The 19,797-nt window shown below is 71.3% G+C and carries 23 protein-coding genes; 21 read left to right on the top strand and 2 right to left on the bottom strand.

All coding sequences use genetic code 11. From position 1 onward, the window contains the following. Positions 1-91 precede the first annotated feature (91 nt). The 16 genes from prfA to A6R01_RS00825 all read left to right on the top strand — a co-directional run bounded on the left by prfA (position 92) and on the right by A6R01_RS00825 (position 13,634). Positions 92-1,165: a peptide chain release factor 1 gene (prfA, locus tag A6R01_RS00900; RefSeq protein WP_292602505.1), complete on the top strand. Its 1,074-nt coding sequence runs from the start codon at positions 92-94 to the stop codon at positions 1,163-1,165. Positions 1,166-1,167: 2 nt separating this feature from the next. Further along, positions 1,168-2,010, top strand: a complete 843-nt coding sequence (gene prmC, locus A6R01_RS00895) for a peptide chain release factor N(5)-glutamine methyltransferase (RefSeq protein ID WP_292602502.1) — start codon at positions 1,168-1,170, stop codon at positions 2,008-2,010. Next, positions 2,007-2,714: an L-threonylcarbamoyladenylate synthase gene (locus A6R01_RS00890; protein ID WP_292602499.1), complete on the top strand. Its 708-nt coding sequence runs from the start codon at positions 2,007-2,009 to the stop codon at positions 2,712-2,714. The genes prmC and A6R01_RS00890 overlap by 4 nt, the downstream gene beginning before the upstream one ends. A 5-nt stretch (positions 2,715-2,719) precedes the next feature. Further along, positions 2,720-3,850, top strand: a complete 1,131-nt coding sequence (locus A6R01_RS00885) for a glycosyltransferase family 4 protein (RefSeq protein WP_292602496.1) — start codon at positions 2,720-2,722, stop codon at positions 3,848-3,850. A 123-nt stretch (positions 3,851-3,973) separates the two neighbouring features. Next, positions 3,974-4,453 carry a hypothetical protein gene (locus tag A6R01_RS00880; protein WP_292602493.1) on the top strand — a complete coding sequence of 160 codons (480 nt, stop codon included), beginning with the start codon at positions 3,974-3,976 and terminating at the stop codon, positions 4,451-4,453. Positions 4,454-4,480: 27 nt separating this feature from the next. Next, positions 4,481-4,744, top strand: coding sequence for an AtpZ/AtpI family protein (locus tag A6R01_RS00875; protein WP_292602490.1), 264 nt, complete (start codon positions 4,481-4,483; stop codon positions 4,742-4,744). 76 nt (positions 4,745-4,820) lie between these two features. Further along, the gene (gene atpB / locus A6R01_RS00870; RefSeq protein WP_292602487.1) at positions 4,821-5,615 is read left to right on the top strand and encodes a F0F1 ATP synthase subunit A; all 795 of its coding nucleotides are present in this window, start codon (positions 4,821-4,823) and stop codon (positions 5,613-5,615) included. A gap of 109 nt (positions 5,616-5,724) precedes the next feature. Next, on the top strand, positions 5,725-5,931 hold the full coding sequence (locus A6R01_RS00865; protein WP_292602484.1) for a F0F1 ATP synthase subunit C: 207 nt from the start codon (positions 5,725-5,727) through the stop codon (positions 5,929-5,931). A gap of 51 nt (positions 5,932-5,982) precedes the next feature. Then, positions 5,983-6,510 (top strand): F0F1 ATP synthase subunit B, encoded by a 528-nt coding sequence (locus A6R01_RS00860; RefSeq protein ID WP_292602602.1) that lies wholly within the window; start codon positions 5,983-5,985, stop codon positions 6,508-6,510. Position 6,511: 1 nt separating this feature from the next. Continuing rightward, complete coding sequence (locus A6R01_RS00855; protein ID WP_292602481.1) at positions 6,512-7,330, top strand: F0F1 ATP synthase subunit delta; 819 nt, start codon at positions 6,512-6,514, stop codon at positions 7,328-7,330. 72 nt (positions 7,331-7,402) lie between these two features. After that, on the top strand, positions 7,403-9,037 hold the full coding sequence (gene atpA, locus A6R01_RS00850) for a F0F1 ATP synthase subunit alpha (RefSeq protein ID WP_292602478.1): 1,635 nt from the start codon (positions 7,403-7,405) through the stop codon (positions 9,035-9,037). 6 nt (positions 9,038-9,043) lie between these two features. Then, the gene (locus tag A6R01_RS00845; RefSeq protein ID WP_292602475.1) at positions 9,044-9,958 is read left to right on the top strand and encodes a F0F1 ATP synthase subunit gamma; all 915 of its coding nucleotides are present in this window, start codon (positions 9,044-9,046) and stop codon (positions 9,956-9,958) included. 25 nt (positions 9,959-9,983) lie between these two features. Further along, positions 9,984-11,438 carry a F0F1 ATP synthase subunit beta gene (gene atpD / locus A6R01_RS00840; protein ID WP_292602471.1) on the top strand — a complete coding sequence of 485 codons (1,455 nt, stop codon included), beginning with the start codon at positions 9,984-9,986 and terminating at the stop codon, positions 11,436-11,438. Beyond that, positions 11,438-11,836: a F0F1 ATP synthase subunit epsilon gene (locus tag A6R01_RS00835; RefSeq protein WP_292602467.1), complete on the top strand. Its 399-nt coding sequence runs from the start codon at positions 11,438-11,440 to the stop codon at positions 11,834-11,836. The genes atpD and A6R01_RS00835 overlap by 1 nt, the downstream gene beginning before the upstream one ends. 100 nt (positions 11,837-11,936) lie before the next feature. Further along, on the top strand, positions 11,937-12,395 hold the full coding sequence (locus A6R01_RS00830; protein WP_292602464.1) for a DUF2550 domain-containing protein: 459 nt from the start codon (positions 11,937-11,939) through the stop codon (positions 12,393-12,395). A gap of 51 nt (positions 12,396-12,446) precedes the next feature. Beyond that, complete coding sequence (locus A6R01_RS00825) at positions 12,447-13,634, top strand: MFS transporter (RefSeq protein WP_292602461.1); 1,188 nt, start codon at positions 12,447-12,449, stop codon at positions 13,632-13,634. Here A6R01_RS00825 and A6R01_RS00820 read toward each other — a convergent pair. Next, positions 13,622-14,197, bottom strand: coding sequence for a cob(I)yrinic acid a,c-diamide adenosyltransferase (locus tag A6R01_RS00820; RefSeq protein ID WP_292602458.1), 576 nt, complete (start codon positions 14,195-14,197; stop codon positions 13,622-13,624). The genes A6R01_RS00825 and A6R01_RS00820 overlap by 13 nt on opposite strands. Positions 14,198-14,350: 153 nt before the next feature. Here A6R01_RS00820 and A6R01_RS00815 point away from each other — a divergent pair, with 153 nt between their 5' ends. From A6R01_RS00815 to A6R01_RS00800, 4 genes are all read left to right on the top strand, one after another. Continuing rightward, positions 14,351-14,656: an STAS domain-containing protein gene (locus A6R01_RS00815; protein WP_292602454.1), complete on the top strand. Its 306-nt coding sequence runs from the start codon at positions 14,351-14,353 to the stop codon at positions 14,654-14,656. A 34-nt stretch (positions 14,657-14,690) separates the two neighbouring features. Next, entirely contained in the window at positions 14,691-16,766 is a 2,076-nt protein-coding gene (locus tag A6R01_RS00810; RefSeq protein ID WP_292602451.1) for a protein meaA, read from the top strand. Between the two features lie 76 nt (positions 16,767-16,842). Beyond that, positions 16,843-17,061, top strand: coding sequence for a hypothetical protein (locus A6R01_RS00805; protein ID WP_292602448.1), 219 nt, complete (start codon positions 16,843-16,845; stop codon positions 17,059-17,061). Positions 17,062-17,074: 13 nt separating this feature from the next. Next, positions 17,075-17,599, top strand: coding sequence for a ferritin (locus A6R01_RS00800; protein WP_292602445.1), 525 nt, complete (start codon positions 17,075-17,077; stop codon positions 17,597-17,599). Positions 17,600-17,663: 64 nt separating this feature from the next. On the opposite strand, the gene A6R01_RS00795 is transcribed toward A6R01_RS00800, so the two are convergent. Then, positions 17,664-18,767, bottom strand: a complete 1,104-nt coding sequence (locus A6R01_RS00795) for a hypothetical protein (protein WP_292602442.1) — start codon at positions 18,765-18,767, stop codon at positions 17,664-17,666. Positions 18,768-18,862: 95 nt separating this feature from the next. On the opposite strand from A6R01_RS00795, the gene A6R01_RS00790 reads away from it, so the two are divergent. After that, complete coding sequence (locus A6R01_RS00790; RefSeq protein ID WP_292602439.1) at positions 18,863-19,789, top strand: FAD-dependent oxidoreductase; 927 nt, start codon at positions 18,863-18,865, stop codon at positions 19,787-19,789. Positions 19,790-19,797: the final 8 nt, after the last annotated feature.

The raw sequence follows: 19,797 nt of genomic DNA, 5'->3' as shown, positions 1-19,797 counted from the left end.
GTCACCGAGCGCCGGTCCACCCCAGGAGGGGTGGGCCGGCGCTCGTGCTGTCCCCACCCGATCTTCCCGTCCAGCACCGAGGAGCCCGCCCGTGTTCGAGGCCGTCGAGGGGATGCTCGCCGAGCACGGCGACCTCGAGCAGCAGCTCGCCCGTCCCGAGACCCACGCCGACGCGCGGCTGGCCAAGCGGCTCAACCAGCGCTACGCCGCGCTGTCGGCCATCGTCGACACCTGGCGGGAGTGGCAGGGCCTGGGTGAGGACCTCGAGGCGGCGCGCGAGCTGGCCGGTGAGGATCCCGCCTTCGCCGAGGAGGCCGAGGAGCTGGCCGAGCGACGGGTGGTGACCGAGGAGCGGCTGCGCCGGCTCCTGGTGCCCCGCGACCCGGCCGACGACAAGGACGCCCTGCTCGAGGTCAAGTCCGGCGAGGGCGGGGAGGAGTCGGCCCTCTTCGCCGGCGACCTGCTGCGGATGTACACCCGCTACGCCGAGCAGCGCGGCTGGACCGTCGAGGTGCTGGAGGCGACCGAGTCCGACCTGGGCGGCTACAAGTCCGTGACCGTCGCGGTGAAGGCCAAGGGCACACCGGCGCCCGGCGAGGCGCCGTACGCGCTGCTGAAGTTCGAGGGCGGAGTGCACCGCGTGCAACGCGTGCCCGTCACCGAGTCGCAGGGCCGGGTGCACACCAGCGCCGCCGGCGTCCTGGTCCTCCCGGAGGCCGAGCAGGTCGACGTGAGCATCGACGAGAACGACCTGCGCATCGACGTCTTCCGCTCCAGCGGCCCCGGCGGCCAGAGCGTCAACACCACCGACTCGGCCGTGCGCATCACCCACGTCCCGTCGGGGATCGTGGTGTCCTGCCAGAACGAGAAGTCCCAGCTGCAGAACAAGGAGCAGGCGCTGCGCATCCTGCGGGCCCGCTTCCTCGCGGTGGCGCAGGAGGAGGCCGACGCCGCGGCGGGGGAGGCCCGTCGCAGCCAGGTCCGCACGGTCGACCGCTCCGAGCGCATCCGCACCTACAACTACCCGGAGAACCGCATCTCCGACCACCGCACGGGCTACAAGTCCTACAACCTCGACCAGGTCCTCGACGGGGCGCTCGAGCCGGTGCTGGCATCCTGCGTCGACGCCGACATGGCCGCGCGCCTCGCCGCGCTCGAGGAGTGAGGGTGGCCCTCCGACGGGCCCTGCTCGCCGACGCCGCACGCACGCTCGAGGCGGCCGGTGTCGCTAGCCCCGGACCCGACGCTGCCACCCTGCTCGCGCACGTCCTCGGCACCTCGCGCGCCGCGCTCGTGATGGTCGAGGAGGTGGGGGAGGAGCAGGCCAGGACGTACGCCGGACTGGTGACCCGTCGCGCCGCCCGCGAGCCCCTGCAGCACCTCACCGGCACCGCGGCCTTCCGACACGTCGAGCTGGCGGTCGGGCCGGGGGTCTTCGTGCCTCGTCCCGAGACCGAGCTGCTGGCCGGGTGGGCGGTGGAGCGGGCTCAAGCACTCGCCTCGCCGGTGGTGGTGGACCTGTGCACGGGCTCCGGGGCGATCGCGGCGGCGCTGGCCGACGAGGTGCCGCACGCGCGTGTGCACGCGGTGGAGCTGAGCCCGCAGGCGCACGCCTACGCCGAGCGGAACCTCGCCGGGACCGGGGTGGACCTGCGGCTCGGTGACGCGTTCGAGGAGCTTGACGACCTCCTCGGGGCGGTGGACGTGGTGGTCTGCAACCCGCCGTACGTCCCCCTCGAGGCGTGGGAGTCCGTGACGGTCGAGGCACGCGACCACGACCCGCACCTCGCCCTCTTCTCCGGCGACGACGGGCTGGACGCGATCCGGATCCTGGCCCGCCGCGCGGCCGAGCTGCTCCGCCCCGGCGGCGTCCTGGGAGTCGAGCACGCCGACGTGCAGGGCGAGAGCGTCCCCTCGGTGCTGGCGGCGACCGGACGGTGGACCGACGTGCGCGACCACGTCGACCTGGCCGGGCGTGCGCGGTTCGCGACGGCTCGACTGGCACGATGACCCCCATGGAGCGCTACGGCACCGACGGGGACGAGGATCGCGAGAGCGCCATCGAGGCGGCCGCCCTGGCCCTGCAGCGCGGCGGACTGGCCGTCATCCCGACCGACACCGTCTACGGCATCGCCGCCGACGCCTTCGACCCGGCGGCGGTCCGAGCGCTGCTCGCCGCCAAGGGGCGGGGGCGCGAGATGCCCCCGCCGGTCCTGGTCTCGGCGGCCACGACGCTGGACGCGCTCGCCGTCCGGGTGCCCGGCTACGCCCGAGCGTTGGTCGAGGAGTTCTGGCCCGGTCCGCTCACCCTCGTCTGCCACCAGCAGACCTCCCTGCAGTGGGACCTCGGCGAGACGAGGGGCACCGTCGCCGTGCGGATGCCCGACCACGCGCTGGCGCGCGAGGTGCTCGAGCGCACCGGTCCGCTCGCGGTGTCCTCGGCCAACCGGACCGGGATGCCGGCCGCGACCGACGCCGACCAGGCCGAGGACGTGCTCGGCGAGGTCGTCGACGTCATCGTCGACGACGGCGAGTCGCCGGGGGGCGAGGCGTCCACCATCGTCGACGTGACCGGCGGCCAAGGGCGCGTGCTCCGCCTGGGCGCGCTGTCCCTCGAGCAGCTCAACGAGGTCCTCGAACCGCTCGGGGCCACGCTGGTGCTGGAGGGTCCCGACGAGCCGGAGGACCCGGACGACGAGCACAGCGGGGCCTGAGGCGGGTGCGCGAGTACGTCGTCGTCTTCCTCGTCGCGATGGCGGTCAGCTACCTGCTGACCGTGGTCGCCCGCGAGATCGCGTTGCGGACGGGGGCCGTGGCCCGCGTCCGCGACCGCGACGTCCACGACGAGCCGATCCCTTACCTCGGCGGCCTGGCGATGCTCGGCGGGCTGGTCGCGGCCTACCTCGTGGCGCGCGAGCTGCCGTTCCTGTCCACCGGAGCGGGGGAGTTCGTCTTCCGCGACGCCGGTGTGGTCATCGGCGCCGGGGCGCTGATCTGCGCCGTGGGGGTCCTCGACGACCTCTTCGAGCTCGACGCGCTCACCAAGCTGGGCGGCCAGCTGCTGGCCGCGGGGTTCCTGGTCGCGTTCGGGGTCCAGTTCTACTTCTTCACCGTCCCCGGGGGAGAGGTCTTCTCCCTGGACGCGGCCCAGGGCGCGCTGCTCACGGGGTTCCTGGTCATCGCGACTGTCAACGCGGTCAACTTCGTCGACGGGCTCGACGGGCTCGCGGCGGGCGTGGTCGGCATCGGCGCCCTGGCCTTCTTCCTCTACTGCTACCAGCTGACCTCGATCAACGACACCTCGCGGGCGACGACCGCAGCCCTGCTGACGGTCGCGCTCGCCGGGGCGTGCGCGGGCTTCCTCCCGCACAACATCAACCCCGCCCGACTGTTCATGGGCGACTCGGGTTCGATGCTCATCGGGCTCGTGCTGTCGGCCGGCGCCGTGACCCTGACCGGCCAGTTCAACGAGGTGGACCTGTCCCAGGGGAGCGGCTCCGGCGGCGACGCCAGCCTGGTGCTGCTCCTGCCGATCCTGCTCCCGGTCGCCATCTTGGTGGTGCCGCTCCTCGACCTGGTGCTCGCCGTCGTGCGCCGGACCAGGGCCGGTCGCTCGCCGTTCGCCCCGGACAAGCAGCACCTGCACCACCGTCTGCTCGAGATCGGGCACTCCCAGCGTCGCGCCGTCTTCATCATGTGGCTCTGGGCCGGCCTGGTGGCCTTCGGCACCGTCCTCGTCAGCCTCTACTCCGGGCCGGTCGTGGTCGGCGGGGTCGTCGCGGGGACGCTGCTGACGGTCGCGTTCACCTTCCTGCTGCCGAGGCTGCACCGCCCGGGCGTCGAGGCTTGAACGATCCACTTGCCAGCCCTCAGGGGCGCTTGTGATAGTTTTCACGAGCGTTCGGGGGTCCCCTCCGGGCCCGCTCGCCGGGTTCCGGCAGACCCCCTCCCCGACAACGACAAGGCCGCCCCCATGACGACCCCGTCGCAGCGTCGCCCCAGCCCCGTGGTGATCCACGGCGCCGTGGCGATCGCGGCTCTCGTGCCGGCCTCACTGGTCGTCGCGATCGCGGGTCTCGCGGAGGGGGCCGACGCCGCCCTGGCGGTTGCGGCGGGCGCCGGTGTCGTCGCGATCGTGCTGCTGTTCGGGTCGACCACCGTCGACCTGGTCGCCGGAGCGATGCCGTCGGCCTCGCTGCTCGTGGCGATGATGACCTACGGCCTCCAGCTCGCCGTGCTCACGGCGTTCCTGGTCAGCGCCAGCGCCGCTCCCTTCTTTGCCCCGGCGGCGCAGCGTCGCTGGCTCTTCGCCGGTCTCGGCGCCGTCCTCCTGGCCTGGATGGTCGGCCAGGTGGTCGCGGCGATGAAGGTGCGGATCCCCGTCTACGAGCTGCCCGAGTCCGGCGCGGAGAGCGGTTCGGGGACCGCGATGGACCGGACTGGGTCGGCATGAGCAGCGGCTGCTATCGTCCGGATCGCCATGGCGCCGCACGACACGTCCCCCGACCGCACGGTCGAGCCGTCGCCGGACCCCTGGCAGGCGTTCGGCTCCCTGGGAGCGGGCGTCCTGCTGTACGGCGGGGCCGGCTGGCTGGCCGATCGCTGGTTGGAGACCGGGTTCCTGCTGCCGCTGGGGCTCGTGCTCGGGGCCGTGCTCGGGTTCTACACGGTGATCAAGCGCTTCGGTGGCAGCCCGGCTGGCACCGCTCAGGACAGCACGACCCAGACCCAGGACCGGCCGTGACGGCCGGGACCCCGCAGTTGCACTCCGCGGCCGGCCTGCCGGTGCGCACGACGACGGACACGAAGGAGACAGGGCGTTGAACGCTGGCACCCTCGCGGTGATCAAGGCTGAAGGCGGGTTCACGCCCCCCGGGCCGGCTGACTTCGATCTGCCGCCCATCTTCGCCGAGGTGACCAAGCCGATGGTGATGATCAGCCTGTCTGTGCTGCTCATCTTCGGTCTCTTCTACGCGATGTCGCGTCGCGCGGAGGTGGTCCCCGGCCGCCTGCAGTTCGCGGGTGAGTTCGTCTACTCGGGCGTGCGCAACTCCGTGGCGCGCGAGTCCATCGGGTCCGAGCACTTCATGAAGTTCGTGCCGTACCTCTTCTCCCTCTTCCTGTTCGTCCTGGTGAACAACTACTTCGGGATGATCCCGCTGGTGCAGTTCCCGACGTTCAGCCACTCCGGCTACGCCTACGGGCTCGCCGTGCTGTCCTGGCTGCTCTACAACGGCGTCGGGATCTGGAAGCACGGCGCCCTGGGCTACCTCAAGCACGTGGCGGTCCCCGCCGGCGTCGGCGGCGCGATGCTGCTGCTGATCGTCCCGCTGGAGATCCTGTCCAACATCGTCGTGCGGCCCGTGACGCTGGCGCTGCGACTCTTCGCGAACATGTTCGCCGGCCACCTGCTGCTGATCCTGTTCGCCCTCGGCGGGGAGTACCTCCTCTTCGAGGCCGACGTCACGGCCCTGAACCTCCTCGGCGGGGTCGGCGCGATCGTGATGTTCTTCCTGGTCAGCGCCCTGGAGCTGCTGGTGATGTTCCTCCAGGCCTACGTCTTCACGCTGCTCACCGCGATGTACGTCGCCGGAGCGGTCTCCGAGGAGCACTGAGCCGGGTCCCACCCGCTCGACTCCCCACCGAACCCCACAACTTCATATCGTCAGCACCACCCCTACGAGTCCCATCGACGCACCCATGCGTCACGACGAAAGGAAAGCTGTGACCGGCTCTCTGAACATGCTCGGCTACGGCGTCGCCACCATCGGCCCGGCCATCGCCGTGGGTCTGATCTTCGCCGCCTACATCAACGGCGTCGCGCGTCAGCCCGAGGCGCAGGGTCGCCTGCAGTCGATCGCGATCCTCGGCTTCGCGCTCGCCGAGGCGCTGGCCATCATCGGTATCGCGCTCGCGTTCGCGATCTCCTGACCTTCTCGCTCGACCGGACCGACCTCAACGAGGTGACACATGACTGACTCCATCCGTGCCGCGGAGGAGCTGAACCCGCTGGTCCCGCACCTGTCGGAGATCATCCTGGGAGCCGCGTGGTTCCTGATCCTCCTGGTGCTCATCTGGAAGTTCGTCGTGCCGAACTTCGAGAAGGCCTACGCCGAGCGCACCGCCGCCATCGAGGGCGGCATCGCCCAGGCCGAGACCAAGCAGGCGGAGGCCGACGCGAAGCTCGCCGAGCTCGAGTCGCAGCTCTCCGAGGCCCGGCACGAGGCCGCGCGCATCCGTGAGGAGGCGCGCGAGCAGGGTGCGGCGATCATCGCCGAGATGCGCCAGCAGGCGCAGGAGGAGTCGGCTCGCATCGTCGAGCACGGCAAGACGCAGATCGAGGCCGAGCGCCAGCAGGCGGTCACCTCCCTGCGTGCCGAGGTCGGCGCCCTCGCCACGGGTCTGGCGGGACGGATCGTCGGGGAGAGCCTGGACGACGAGGCTCGCCAGAGCCGGGTCGTCGAGCGCTTCCTCGCCGACCTCGAGTCCGGGACGCCGGGGGTCAACTGACATGACCTCGGACTTCCGCGGAGCATCGGCAGACGCCGTCGCGACGCTCACCGGTGAGCTGGAGACCGCGGTCTCCGGCTCGCCGGAGTCCGCCCTGCGGGTCGCGGGCGACCTCTTCCAGGTCGCCTCGACCCTCCGGGCGGAGGGCGCCTTCCGCCGCTTCGCCACCGACGCCTCGATCCCGGTCGAGGCGAAGGGTGGCCTCGTGGCCGAGGTGCTGGGCGGCAAGATCGACGACGCCAGCCTGGCGCTCGTGCGCTCGGCCGTGGGTCGCAGGTGGACCGCCACGCGCGACCTCGCCGACGCCCTCGAGCACCTCAGCGTGGTGGCCACCGTCCGCTCGGCGGCCTCCGACTCCCACCGTCTGGCCGACGAGCTGTTCGCCGTCGCCCAGACCGTCAAGGACAACCCCGCCCTGCGCGATGGTCTGTCCGACCCGGGTCGCTCGGTGGCCGACAAGTCACGACTGGTCGACGACCTGCTCGCGGGCAAGGCGTTGGCCTCGACGGTGTCGCTGGTCAAGCAGGCCCTCCACGGCACCTACCGCACCGTCGGGGTGGCGCTGAACGAGTACCAGAAGGTCGCGGCCTCGGTCGCCGGGGAGAACGTCGCCACCGTCCGCGTGGCCCGTGCCCTCAGCGACGCCGAGCGGCAGCGTCTCGCCGACACCCTGTCGCGCCAGTACGGCCGGCCGGTGCACCTGAACACCATCGTCGACCCGGACGTCCTCGGCGGCATCCGCGTGGAGATCGGCGACGACGTCATCGACGGGACCGTCTCGGCCCGCCTCGACGACGCCCGTCGTCTGCTCGCCGGCTGACCCCACCCACTCCAGGACCACCCAGACTTCCGCCCGCACCGGGCACGAGCACACAAGAGAGAAGGCACGAGAATGACGGAGCTCTCCATCCGTCCGGACGAGATCCGCGACGCGCTGCAGAAGTACGTCGCCGACTACCAGCCCGACGCGGCCAGCCGCGAGGAGGTCGGCACCGTCGCCCAGGCCGCTGACGGCATCGCCCGCGTGAGCGGCCTGCCCTCGGCGATGGCCAACGAGCTGCTGGAGTTCGAGGACGGCACCCTGGGCCTGGCCCTGAACCTCGACACCCGCGAGATCGGCGTCGTCATCCTCGGTGACTTCGACAAGATCGAGGAGGGCCAGACGGTGCGTCGCACCGGCGAGATCCTCTCGGTCCCCGTCGGCGACGGCTTCATGGGCCGCGTCGTGGACCCGCTGGGCAAGCCCATCGACGGCCTCGGCGAGATCGAGTCCGCCGGCCGCCGCGCCCTTGAGCTGCAGGCGCCCACCGTGGTCCAGCGCAAGTCGGTCCACGAGCCGCTCGCCACCGGCATCAAGGCCATCGACGCGATGACCCCGATCGGCCGTGGCCAGCGTCAGCTGATCATCGGCGACCGTGCGACCGGCAAGACCACGATCGCCATCGACACGATCATCAACCAGAAGCAGAACTGGGAGTCCGGCGACCCGACCAAGCAGGTCCGCTGCATCTACGTCGCCATCGGCCAGAAGGGCTCGACCATCGCCTCGGTGCGTGGCGCGCTCGAGGAGGCCGGCGCCCTGGAGTACACCACCATCGTGGCGGCTCCCGCGTCGGACTCGGCCGGCTTCAAGTACCTCGCGCCCTACACCGGCTCGGCCATCGGCCAGCAGTGGATGTACGACGGCAAGCACGTCCTGATCGTCTTCGACGACCTGACCAAGCAGGCCGAGGCCTACCGCGCCGTGTCGCTGCTGCTGCGTCGCCCGCCGGGCCGCGAGGCCTACCCCGGTGACGTCTTCTACCTGCACAGCCGCCTGCTCGAGCGCTGCGCGAAGCTCTCCGACGACCTGGGTGCGGGCTCGATGACCGGTCTGCCGATCATCGAGACCAAGGCCAACGACGTCTCGGCGTTCATCCCGACCAACGTCATCTCCATCACCGACGGCCAGATCTTCCTGCAGTCGGACCTCTTCGCGTCCAACCAGCGTCCCGCCATCGACGTGGGCATCTCGGTCTCGCGCGTCGGCGGTGCCGCCATGACGAAGGCGATGAAGAAGGTCACCGGTTCGCTCAAGGTCGACCTCGCGCAGTTCCGCGCCATGGAGGCCTTCGCGATGTTCGCCTCCGACCTCGACGCCGCCTCGCGCCAGCAGCTGGCCCGTGGTCAGCGCCTGATGGCGCTGCTCAAGCAGCCGGCCTACTCGCCGTACCCGCTCGAGGAGATGACGGTCTCGCTGTGGCTGGGCACCACCGGCCGCCTCGACCGCGTGCCCGTCGAGGACGTCATCCGCTTCGAGCACGAGTTCATCGACTTCCTCAAGCGGAGCCACGAGGGCATCCTCGCCGGCATCCGCGAGACGACGAAGTTCGAGGACGAGGACGCCCTGGCTGCGGCCTACGACTCCTTCACCGACCAGTTCGAGACCTCCGAGGGCGGCAGCATCAAGGCCGGTCGCGAGGAGGCCGAGGCGATGGAGGACGACGAGCTCGGCCAGGAGCAGATCGTCAAGCAGAAGCGGGGCTGATCCCACATGGCCGTATCGCTGCGTGAGTACCGCGCGCGGATCAAGTCGACCGAGTCGATGAAGAAGATCACGCGCGCCATGGAGCTCATCGCTGCCTCGCGCATCATCAAGGCGCAGCAGCGGGCCCAGGCGGCCGCGCCCTACGCCCGGGAGCTGACACGTGCGGTGTCGGCGGTGGCGACGTTCTCCGACGTCGACCACCCGCTGACCAAGGAGGAGGAGAACCCCAAGCGGGCCGCCGTCCTCATCGTGACCAGTGACCGGGGTCTGGCCGGCGCCTACTCCTCCGCGGTGCTCAAGGAGGCCGAGCGCCTCGCCGAGCGCCTCCGCGAGGAGGGCAAGGAGATCGACACCTACATCTGCGGCCGGAAGGGCGAGGCGTACTTCAAGTTCCGCCAGCGTCCGATCGAGCAGGCGTGGACCGGGTTCTCCGACCAGCCGTCCTACGACGTGGCGGCCGAGATCGGTGGCACGCTCATCGAGTCGTTCCTCAAGGAGCAGGGCGAGGAGGGTGACGTGGACGAGGTGCACGTCGTCTACACGCGCTTCGTCTCCATGCTCAACCAGGAGCCGACCGCGGTGCGGTTGCTCCCGCTCGAGGTCGTGGAGGGCACTGAGCCCCCCGCGGAGAGCGAGCTGCTGCCGCTGTACGAGTTCGAGCCCTCCGCCGAGGAGGTGCTCGACGGGCTGCTGCCGCAGTACGTCCAGTCCCGGATCTTCTTCTGCCTGCTGCAGGCGGCCGCCTCCGAGCTGGCCGCCCGCCAGAAGGCGATGAAGGCCGCCACGGACAACGCCGAAGAGCTGATCAAGAAGTACACCCGCATCGCCAACCAGGCCCGCCAGGCCGGCATCACCCAGGAAATCAGCGAGATCGTCGGTGGCGTCAACGCGCTCGCCGACGCGAACGCCGGCGCCGAGTAACCCGGCCGAACAACGGAGTAGAGACATGACTGCCACCATCGAAGAGACCACCCAGGCCGGCGGCGCCAGCGTCGGTCGCATCGCCCGGGTGATCGGCCCGGTCGTCGACGTGGAGTTCCCCGTCGACGCCATGCCCGACATCTACAACAAGCTCACCGCGGAGATCACCCTCGGCGGGGAGACCTCCACGCTCCCGCTCGAGGTCGCCCAGCACATCGGTGACGGCATGGTGCGCGCGATCTCGCTGAAGCCGACCGACGGCCTGGTCCGCGGCGGCCAGGTCGTCGACACCGGCGAGCCCATCACGGTGCCCGTCGGCGACGCGACGCTCGGCAAGGTCTTCAACGCCACCGGCGACGTGCTGAACCTCGCCGAGGGCGAGACCTTCGAGGTCAACGAGCGGTGGGGCATCCACCGCAAGGCCCCGGCCTTCGACCAGCTGGAGTCGAAGACCCAGATGTTCGAGACCGGCATCAAGGTCATCGACCTGCTCACCCCTTACGTCCAGGGCGGCAAGATCGGCCTGTTCGGCGGCGCGGGCGTCGGCAAGACCGTGCTCATCCAGGAGATGATCGCGCGTGTGGCCCGCGACCACGGTGGTGTGTCGGTGTTCGCCGGCGTCGGCGAGCGCACCCGTGAGGGCAACGACCTGATGGTCGAGATGGAGGAGGCGGGCGTCCTCGGGCAGACCGCGCTCGTCTTCGGCCAGATGGACGAGCCGCCGGGCACGCGTCTGCGCGTCGCGCTCTCCGCGCTGACCATGGCGGAGTACTTCCGTGACGTCCAGAAGCAGGACGTGCTGCTGTTCATCGACAACATCTTCCGCTTCACCCAGGCCGGTTCCGAGGTCTCGACCCTCCTGGGTCGCATGCCCTCCGCGGTGGGCTACCAGCCCAACCTCGCCGACGAGATGGGTGTGCTCCAGGAGCGCATCACCTCCACGCGTGGTCACTCGATCACCTCGCTGCAGGCGATCTACGTGCCCGCCGACGACTACACCGACCCGGCGCCGGCGACCACCTTCGCCCACCTGGACGCGACCACCGAGCTCTCGCGCGAGATCGCCTCGCTCGGCATCTACCCCGCGGTGGACCCGCTGACGTCGACCTCGCGCATCCTCGACCCGCAGTACATCGGTCGTGAGCACTACGACTGCGCGATCCGCGTCAAGCAGATCCTCCAGCGCAACAAGGAGCTGCAGGACATCATCGCGATCCTCGGTGTGGACGAGCTCTCCGAGGAGGACAAGGTCATCGTGAGCCGGGCGCGCCGCATCCAGCGCTTCCTCTCGCAGAACACCTACGTCGCCAAGCAGTTCACCGGCATCGAGGGCTCCACCGTCCCGGTGGCCGACACCATCGAGGCCTTCAACAAGATCGCCGACGGCGAGTACGACCACGTGGCCGAGCAGGCCTTCTTCATGTGCGGCGGCCTCGACGACGTGGAGAAGAACTGGGCCGACATCCAGAAGGGTCTCTGATGGCCGCCGAGCTCGGCACGGGACTGCAGGTCGTCCTGGTCGCCGCCGACCGGACCGTGTGGTCCGGCGAGGCGTCGATGGTCATCGCCCGCACCGTCGACGGTGACCTGGGAGTGCTGCAGGGGCACGCGCCCCTGCTCTCCCTGCTCACCGACGCCGCGGTCGAGATCAGCACCCCGGACGGTGTCGTGCACGCCGCCGTCGACGGCGGGTTCATCTCCGTCGCCGACGACCGCGTCTCGATCCTGACCGAGCACGCGCTGCTGGCCGAGGAGATCCACATCGACGAGGCCAAGGCCGAGCTGGAGGCGGCGGAGACGCTGCCCACCGGTGACGAGCGCGAGCTGCGCATCCGTCGTGCCTCGGCCCGGATCCGCGCCGCCGAGAAGGCGAGCTGACCGAGCCGGTCGTCGTGCCCACCCACCGTCCCGCTAGGGTGACCCCCAACCGGGACGGTGGGTGGTCTCATTTCCCGGGTCGTCCGGGAGGGGGAGTGCGGTGCCGCTGTGGCAGTGGCTGCTCGACATCGCCGGCGCCCTCCTCGTGCTGGCGCTGCTGTACGCCGTCGCGCTGGTCGTGCGCCGACGCGTGATCGCCCGCTCGGGGGGCACCTTCGAGCTCTCCCACCGGGTGCGGTCGGGTCGCCCCGGCCGCGGCTGGCTGCTGGGCGTGGGCCGCTACTCCGAGGAGCGGCTGGAGTGGTTCCGGATCTTCTCGCTCTCGCCCCGTCCCAAGCGCTCCTGGGTCCGCGACGAGCTGACCTACGTCGGTCGTCGTGAGTCGGAGGGCGCCGAGCAGGTCTCGCTGTTCCCCGACCACGTGGTGATCTCCTGTCGCTCCGCGCAGGGTGAGATCGAGCTGGCGATGAGCCCCGGCACTCTCACCGGGTTCCAGGCCTGGCTCGAGGCGCGGCCACCCGGCGCGGAGATGCCCGGGTCGCGGGGCACCCGCCGCTAGTGCGACGCTTGATCATTTGACCGGTAAACAACCGAGGGTCATCATGGCGTGGTGAGCACCCCGACCGTGACGCGCCGCGAGCCGCTGGCGCCTGCGCTGCTGACCGCACGCAACGCGGTGGCGCTCTCCTTCGCCCTCAACGGGCTGGTCTTCGCCTCCTTGGTGTCGCGACTGCCCGACCTGCGTGAGCGCCTCGAGCTCAGCAACGGCGGGCTCGGCACGCTGCTGCTGGCGATCTCGTGCGGGTCCCTGCTGGCGCTGCCCAGCACCGGCCGGGTCATCGAGCGGATCGGTGCCGGGGCGACCGTGCACGCGGGCGTGCTGGCCGACACGGTGGGTCTCTCCGCGGCGGCCCTCGGCGCGGTCCTGGGCAGCGTGCCCCTGGCCGCCCTCGGGCTCTTCGTCCACGGGGTGGGCATCGGGGTCTGGGACGTCGCGATGAACGTCCAGGCCGCCGAGGTCGAGCGTCGGATGCGCCGTACCGTCATGCCGCGCTTCCACGCGGGCTGGAGCGCGGGTTCCCTGGCCGGTGCCGGGCTCGGGGTCGTGGTGATCGCCCTCGGGACGCCGCTGCTGGCCCACCTGCTGCTCGTGGCCCTCGTGGTCGGCGTCGTCGCCGTCGTGGGCACCCGCGGCTTCCTGCCCGCCGAGCCCGACCACGCCGATGAGCGAGCCTCGCGGGGGCCGTCGGCGTGGCGGGACCCACGGACCCTGGCGATCGGGCTGATGGTGCTGTGCTTCGCGATGGTCGAGGGCACCGCCAACGACTGGCTGGCCCTGGGGCTGATCGACGGCTACGGGGTGGCGCACTGGGTCGGCGTGGCCGGCTTCGCCACCTTCGTCGTGGCGATGACGTCGGGTCGGCTCTACGGACCCGTGCTGCTGGACCGCTTCGGTCGCCCGGCCGTGCTGTGGGGGAGTGCCTCCCTGGCCGCCCTCGGTGCCGTCCTGACGGTGCAGGGCCAGGTGCTCCCGCTGGTGGCCCTCGGCATCGTGCTCTGGGGCCTGGGTGCCGCCCTGGGGTTCCCGGTGGGCATGAGCGCCGCCGCGGACGGCGGGCCCCGTGCGGCGGCACGGGTCTCCGTCGTCTCCACCATCGGGTACGGCGCGTTCCTGGCCGGACCGCCGCTGCTGGGTCACCTCGGCGACCGGATCGGCACGCTCGAGGTGCTGCTCGCGGTCACCGCCCTGATGCTGCCCGCCTCGCTCAGCGTGCTGGCCACCCGTCAGCCGCGCTGACCTCCGGGCACCCAGAGCACGTCGCCCTGCTCGCGGTTGGCGTGACGGGCCAGGATGAAGACGAGGTCCGAGAGCCGGTTGAGGTAGGTGATCGCGAGCTTGTTCATCGTCTCGCCGTGCTGCTCGTAGGCCGCCCACGCGGCTCGCTCGGCTCGACGCACGACGGTGCGTGCCACGTGCAGGTGGGCGGCCGCCGGGGTGCCGCCGGAGAGGATGAAGGAGCGCAGGGTCTCCAGGTGCTCGTTGTACTCGTCGCACCACGACTCCAGCCGGTCCACGTAGGCCTGCTCGACGCGCAGCGGCGGGAACTCGGGGTCCTCGACGACGGGGGTGCAGAAGTCGGCGCCGACGTCGAAGAGGTCGTTCTGCACGTGCGTGAGCACCGCGACGACGCCGTCGTCGAGGCCGCCGCACGCGATCGCCAGGCCGAGGGTCGCGTTGGCCTCGTCGACGTCGGCGTAGGCGTGCAGCCGCAGGTCGTTCTTGGTGGTCACGCTCATGTCGCCGAGCCGGGTCTCGCCACCGTCGCCGGTGCGGGTGTAGATGCGCGTCAGGTTGACCATGCCCGCGAGCGTAGTCACAGGTCCGGCACAGCCGGTTGAGGGTTCCACCACCGACACGCACGAGAAAGTCGCGGTGCGGGTGCAACCGAAATGAGGTGGCGGGCGTCAGTGTGGTGAGAGCAACCTGGGGGCGCACGTCTCGGGAGGTAGGACATGGACATCACGACCGACGGGCCGACGCTCGTCCTGAGCGGGGACCTCGACGGCCGCTCCACCACGCGGGTGCGCGCCGCCCTCTACGACCACCTGGCCGAGCACCCGCACGTCGTGGCCGACATGAGCGGCGTGGACTCGGTGGACCTCACCGCCCTGCGGGTGCTCGCGATGGCCTCGCGGGCCGCCGCGCGCGAGGGACACCACCTCACCCTGCGCGGCTGCGGTCCGGCCGTGCGCCGGATGCTGCACCTCTCGCACCTCATCCGGGTCGTGGACGTCGAGCGGGAGCCGGCCCGCGCCTGAGTGCGCGCCGGCTCGACGCGGCTCGACCGCCCGAGTGGCATTGGCCACACGGACGGAGGTTACCGACGCGTACAACTCGTTCTACCCTCGGACCATGACCGAGAACGCCACGCCCGCACGCCGTGAGAAGGACCGCCCCTGGGTGATGCGGACCTACGCGGGTCACTCCACCGCGACTGCGTCCAACGAGCTCTACCGCACGAACCTGGCGAAGGGGCAGACGGGCCTCTCGGTCGCCTTCGACCTGCCCACGCAGACCGGCTACGACCCGGACTCCGCGATGGCGCGCGGCGAGGTCGGCAAGGTCGGCGTCCCGGTCATGCACCTCGGCGAGATGCGCAAGCTCTTCGACGGCATCCCGCTGACGGAGATGAACACCTCCATGACCATCAATGCCGTCGCGATGTGGATGCTTGCGATGTACCAGGTCACCGCCGAGGAGCAGAACCCCGACCTGTCCCCGGAGGAGGTCGCCGCCCAGCTGGCCGGCACCACCCAGAACGACATCATCAAGGAGTACCTCTCCCGCGGGACCTACGCGTTCCCGCCCGAGGCCTCCATGCGGCTGATCGCGGACATGATCGCCTACACGGTCCACCACATCCCCAAGTGGAACCCCATCAACATCTGCAGCTACCACCTGCAGGAGGCCGGCGCGACGCCGACGCAGGAGCTGGCCTACGCCCTGTGCACCGCGATCGCGGTCCTGGACGAGGTCAAGAACGCCGGCCAGGTCTCGGAGGAGGACTTCGGCAAGGTGGTGGGCCGGATCTCCTTCTTCGTCAACGCCGGTGTGCGCTTCGTCGAGGAGACCTGCAAGATGCGGGCCTTCGTCGAGCTGTGGGACGAGATCACCCGCGAGCGCTACGGCGTGACCGACCCGAAGATGCGGCGCTTCCGCTACGGCGTCCAGGTCAACTCCCTGGGCCTGACCGAGGCCCAGCCGGAGAACAACGTCCAGCGCATCGTGCTGGAGATGCTCGGCGTGACGCTGTCGAAGAACGCCCGCGCCCGCGCGCTGCAGCTCCCCGCCTGGAACGAGGCGCTCGGCCTGCCGCGCCCCTGGGACCAGCAGTGGTCCCTGCGCCTGCAGCAGGTCCTGGCCTTCGAGTCCGACCTGCTGGAGTACGACGACATCTTCGACGGCTCCCACGTCATCGAGGCCAAGGTGGCCGAGCTGGTCGCCGGCGCCAAGGCCGAGATCGACCGGGTCCAGGCCATGGGCGGCGCCATCGCCGCGGTGGAGTACATGAAGGGCGAGCTCGTCTCCTCCCACGCCGCCCGTCGCGCCGCGATCGAGTCCGGGCAGGAGGTCATCGTCGGGGTCAACAGGTTCGAGACCACCGAGCCCTCCCCGCTGACCGCCGACCTCGACTCCGCGATCATGGTGGCGGACCCCGAGGCCGAGAAGACCGCCCGCGCCAGCGTGGAGGAGTGGAAGGCCCAGCGCGACCCCCAGCAGGTCGAGGACGCGCTGCGCGCCCTGGCCGAGGCCGCCAAGGGCACCGACAACCTGATGCACGCCACCCTGGCGGCCGCCCGCGCGGGCGCCACCACGGGGGAGTGGGCCGGCACCCTGCGCGAGGTCTTCGGCGAGTTCCGTGCCCCGACCGGGGTCTCCGGTGCCGTGGGCGTCGCCGAGGCCGGTGCCGAGCTGACCGAGGTCCGCGAGCGCGTCAAGGCCACCGGCGAGGAGCTCGGCGGGCGGCTGCGACTGCTCGTCGGCAAGCCCGGCCTGGACGGCCACTCCAACGGCGCCGAGCAGGTCGCCGTGCGAGCGCGCGACGCCGGCTTCGAGGTCGTCTACCAGGGCATCCGGCTCACGCCCGAGCAGATCGTCTCCGCGGCCGTCGCCGAGGACGTCCACTGCGTGGGCCTCTCGATCCTCTCCGGCTCCCACATGGAGCTGGTGCCGGCCGTCCTCGACGGACTGCGCGAGGCCGGGCTGGACGACGTACCGGTCATCGTCGGCGGCATCATCCCCGAGTCCGACGGACGCCGCCTCGTCGAGCTGGGCGTCGCCGCGGTCTACACGCCCAAGGACTTCGGTCTCACCGAGATCATGGGCGGCATCGTCGAGGTCATCCGCCGGGCCAACGGCCTCTCGTGAGCCCGGCGGGTCGCACCCGGCGGCCCGTTCCTGAGATGTAGGGCAGGCATACCTAACCTCTTGCTACGCTGCACGCGTGGGCAAGAAGAAGGGGAAGGACAAGCACGGCAAGAAGTCCGTGCTGGTCAAGCTCCCCAAGACCAAGTGCTGCGAGTCCCGGAGCAAGTGCGGGCGCTGCCCGCTGCGCATGCTCAAGGAAGGCACCCTGCCGCCCGGCTACACGGTCAAGAAGAGGAGACTGGTCCGCGTCGACGGCCGCTCCTTCACCAAGAAGGACCTGACGAAGGTCGCCTGAGGAGAGGACGCCCGTGCCTGCCGCACGCTTCATCGAGCAGCTCAACGCCCAGATCGGCCACGAGCTCGCAGCCCACAACCAGTACCTCGCCTGCGCCGTCCACTACGACGCGCTGACGATGCCGCAGATGGCTGCCTTCTTCTACGCCCAGGCTCTCGAGGAGCGCGACCACGCGCTGATGATGGTGCAGTACCTCCTCGACACCGACGCCGAGGTCGCGATCCCCGGGGTCGAGGCGCCGGTCACCGGTTTCGAGGACGTCGTGGCGCCCGTGCGCCTCGCGCTCGACCAGGAGCGCCGGGTGAGCGAGCAGATCAACGCCCTGCTGCGCGTCGCCCGCGAGGAGAGCGACTTCGCCTCCGAGCAGTTCATGCAGTGGTTCATCAAGGAGCAGGTCGAGGAGGTCGCGACGATGTCGGACCTGCTGGCCGTGGTCACGCGCAACGTCGACGACGTCGAGGACATCGAGGAGTACGTCGCCCGCGAGCAGGGCGACGGCGGCGAGGACCCGACGGCTCCGCGCATCGCCGGCGCCTGAGCCCTCGCCTGCCCAGGGCTCCTGCCCGGAGGTCCTGCCCGGCGGTCCTGCCCAGCGCTCCTGCTCAGCGCTCCACGAAGGTGGAGTCGAGCCAGCGGAGCACCGTGCGGCGCACCTTCGGGGCCTGCTTCTCCAGCGGCAGCGCGGACCCGGCCTTCGCGAAGGTGCGTGCCGTCACCGACTCCGCCGAGCGGTAGCGCCCCGCCTGGGTGTCCGCGGACTCGTGGCGGTGCCGCACGTCGGCTCCGCCCTGGAGGACCAGCACGTCGGCCTCGACCGCGTGGGTGCCGAGGTTCAGTGCGCCGACGGTCCCGAGCAGGCTGGTGACGTCCCCGCAGGGCGTGTCGTTGCGCTGGTCGAGCGCCGCGCGGCGCACCCGGCCGGGAGCCGTCGCGAAGAGGAGGGACACGAAGTCCTCGGGCGTGGCGCCGTAGGGCACGTAGTCGTCGCTGAGGCACTCGACGCCCTGGCGCGCGGCCTCGGTGATGGCGTCGGTGGAGGCGCCCGCGTCGCTCCACCCCATGACCACGAGGCCGTCGACGTCGTCGAACTCGGCGGCCTCCAGCTGGGCGACCGCGGCACCCACGCCGTGGCCGTGCAGCACGACCTGGGCGCCGTGCGGGACCGCGGCGCCCGGACGCTCGACGTACTCGTAGATGCCCGACTTCACGTGCTGGACGACCTGGTGGAGCATCGTGGCCTGCGCGCCCAGGCAGGTCGCGCGGCCATCGGCCAGCGGGCTGGCGTCGAAGCCGAGCCGGTCGAGCACCAGCGAGGTCTCGCCGCGGCGGGCGAGCTGGCCCGCGTAGTCGTAGCGGCGTGCGCCCTGGAGGTTCCAGAACCAGCCGCCGGTGCCGGCGTCGTGGACCAGGATGTTGATCCGGGTGCTCCCGGCGTGGCCGAGCACCTCCTCGCGCGGCCCGACCAGGCGGCCGGCGACGGTGTGGACCTCGCCGTCGGCCAGGCAGGGGACGTCGGTGTCGTTGTGGTTGTTCAGCGTGAACACCACCTCGCGCGAGATCACCCGCTGCGGGTCGGCGACCGCGACGGACTGGCCGGCGACCGCCCCGACGAGGGCGCCGGTGAGGGCGCCGACGAGCAGGCCCGCCAGCAGGGTGCGTGCCGTGCGGCGGACGGGGGGCGTCGAGCGCGGGTGGGGGATGCTCATGGTCGTTGAATCTATGTCAACAGCGCACTTGCGAACAAACTGTCGGTATGTGTTCCTGCCCACGTCCGACCGGGTGGGGATGCCAGACTGCGCCCGTGAGCAGGGTGCTGGTGGTCGGTGCGGGCGTCGTCGGGCTCAGCTGCGCGGTGCGGCTGCTGGAGGCGGGCCACCGCGTGGACGTCCTGGCCAGGGACCTGCCAAGGGAGACGACGTCCGCCGTCGCGGCAGCGCTGTGGTACCCCTACCGAGCCCTGCCCCAGGACCGCGTCACGAGCTGGGCCGCCAGCACGTTCGGCGAGCTCGCCGCGCTGGCCCGGCAGCCGCGGACCGGCGTGGAGATGGTGCCGGGAGCCGAGGTGCTGCGTCGCAGCACGGGTGAGCCCTGGTGGGCCGCCGCGGTCCCCGACCTGCGTCGCGGCGTCGAGGTGCCGGCGGGGTACGCCGACTCGTGGTCCTTCACCGCGCCGGTCGTGGAGATGCCGGTCTACCTCGACTGGCTGGCGGACCGGGTCGCGCAGCTGGGAGGGACGATCACGCGACTGAACCTCTCGGCCCTCCCGACCGGGGCCCCGGGCGTGGACCTGGTGGTCGACTGCGCGGGTCTCGGCAGCCGGCACCTCGCAGCGGACCCCAGCGTCGTCCCGGTGCGGGGGCAGGTCGTCCGCGTCGCCCAGGTCGGGATCGACCGGTGGACCCTCGACGCCGACGGGCCGACGTACGTCGTGCCTCGTTCGCGCGACGTGGTCGTGGGCGGGACCGACCAGGAGGGGGAGTGGAGCCGCACCCCGGACCCGGACGTGGCGCAGGAGATCCTCGAGCGGGCGACCCGGCTGGTGCCGGAGCTCGCCGGCGCCCGGGTGCTCTCGCACCGCGTCGGCCTGCGGCCGGTGCGCCCCCGGGTGCGCCTCGAGCGGGTGGGGGACGTCGTGCACTGCTACGGCCACGGCGGGGCGGGTGTGACCTTGAGCTGGGGGTGCGCGGATGAGGTCGCTTCGCTCACCGGGAGCGCGATCCTCGCCTAGGGTGGCAC

It is taken from the genome of Nocardioides sp. REDSEA-S30_B4 (genome assembly GCF_001627265.1).
Lineage (GTDB): Bacteria > Actinomycetota > Actinomycetes > Propionibacteriales > Nocardioidaceae > Nocardioides.
Note: the sequence above shows the minus strand (reverse complement) of the source record. Positions and strands in the feature narration are given on the sequence as shown.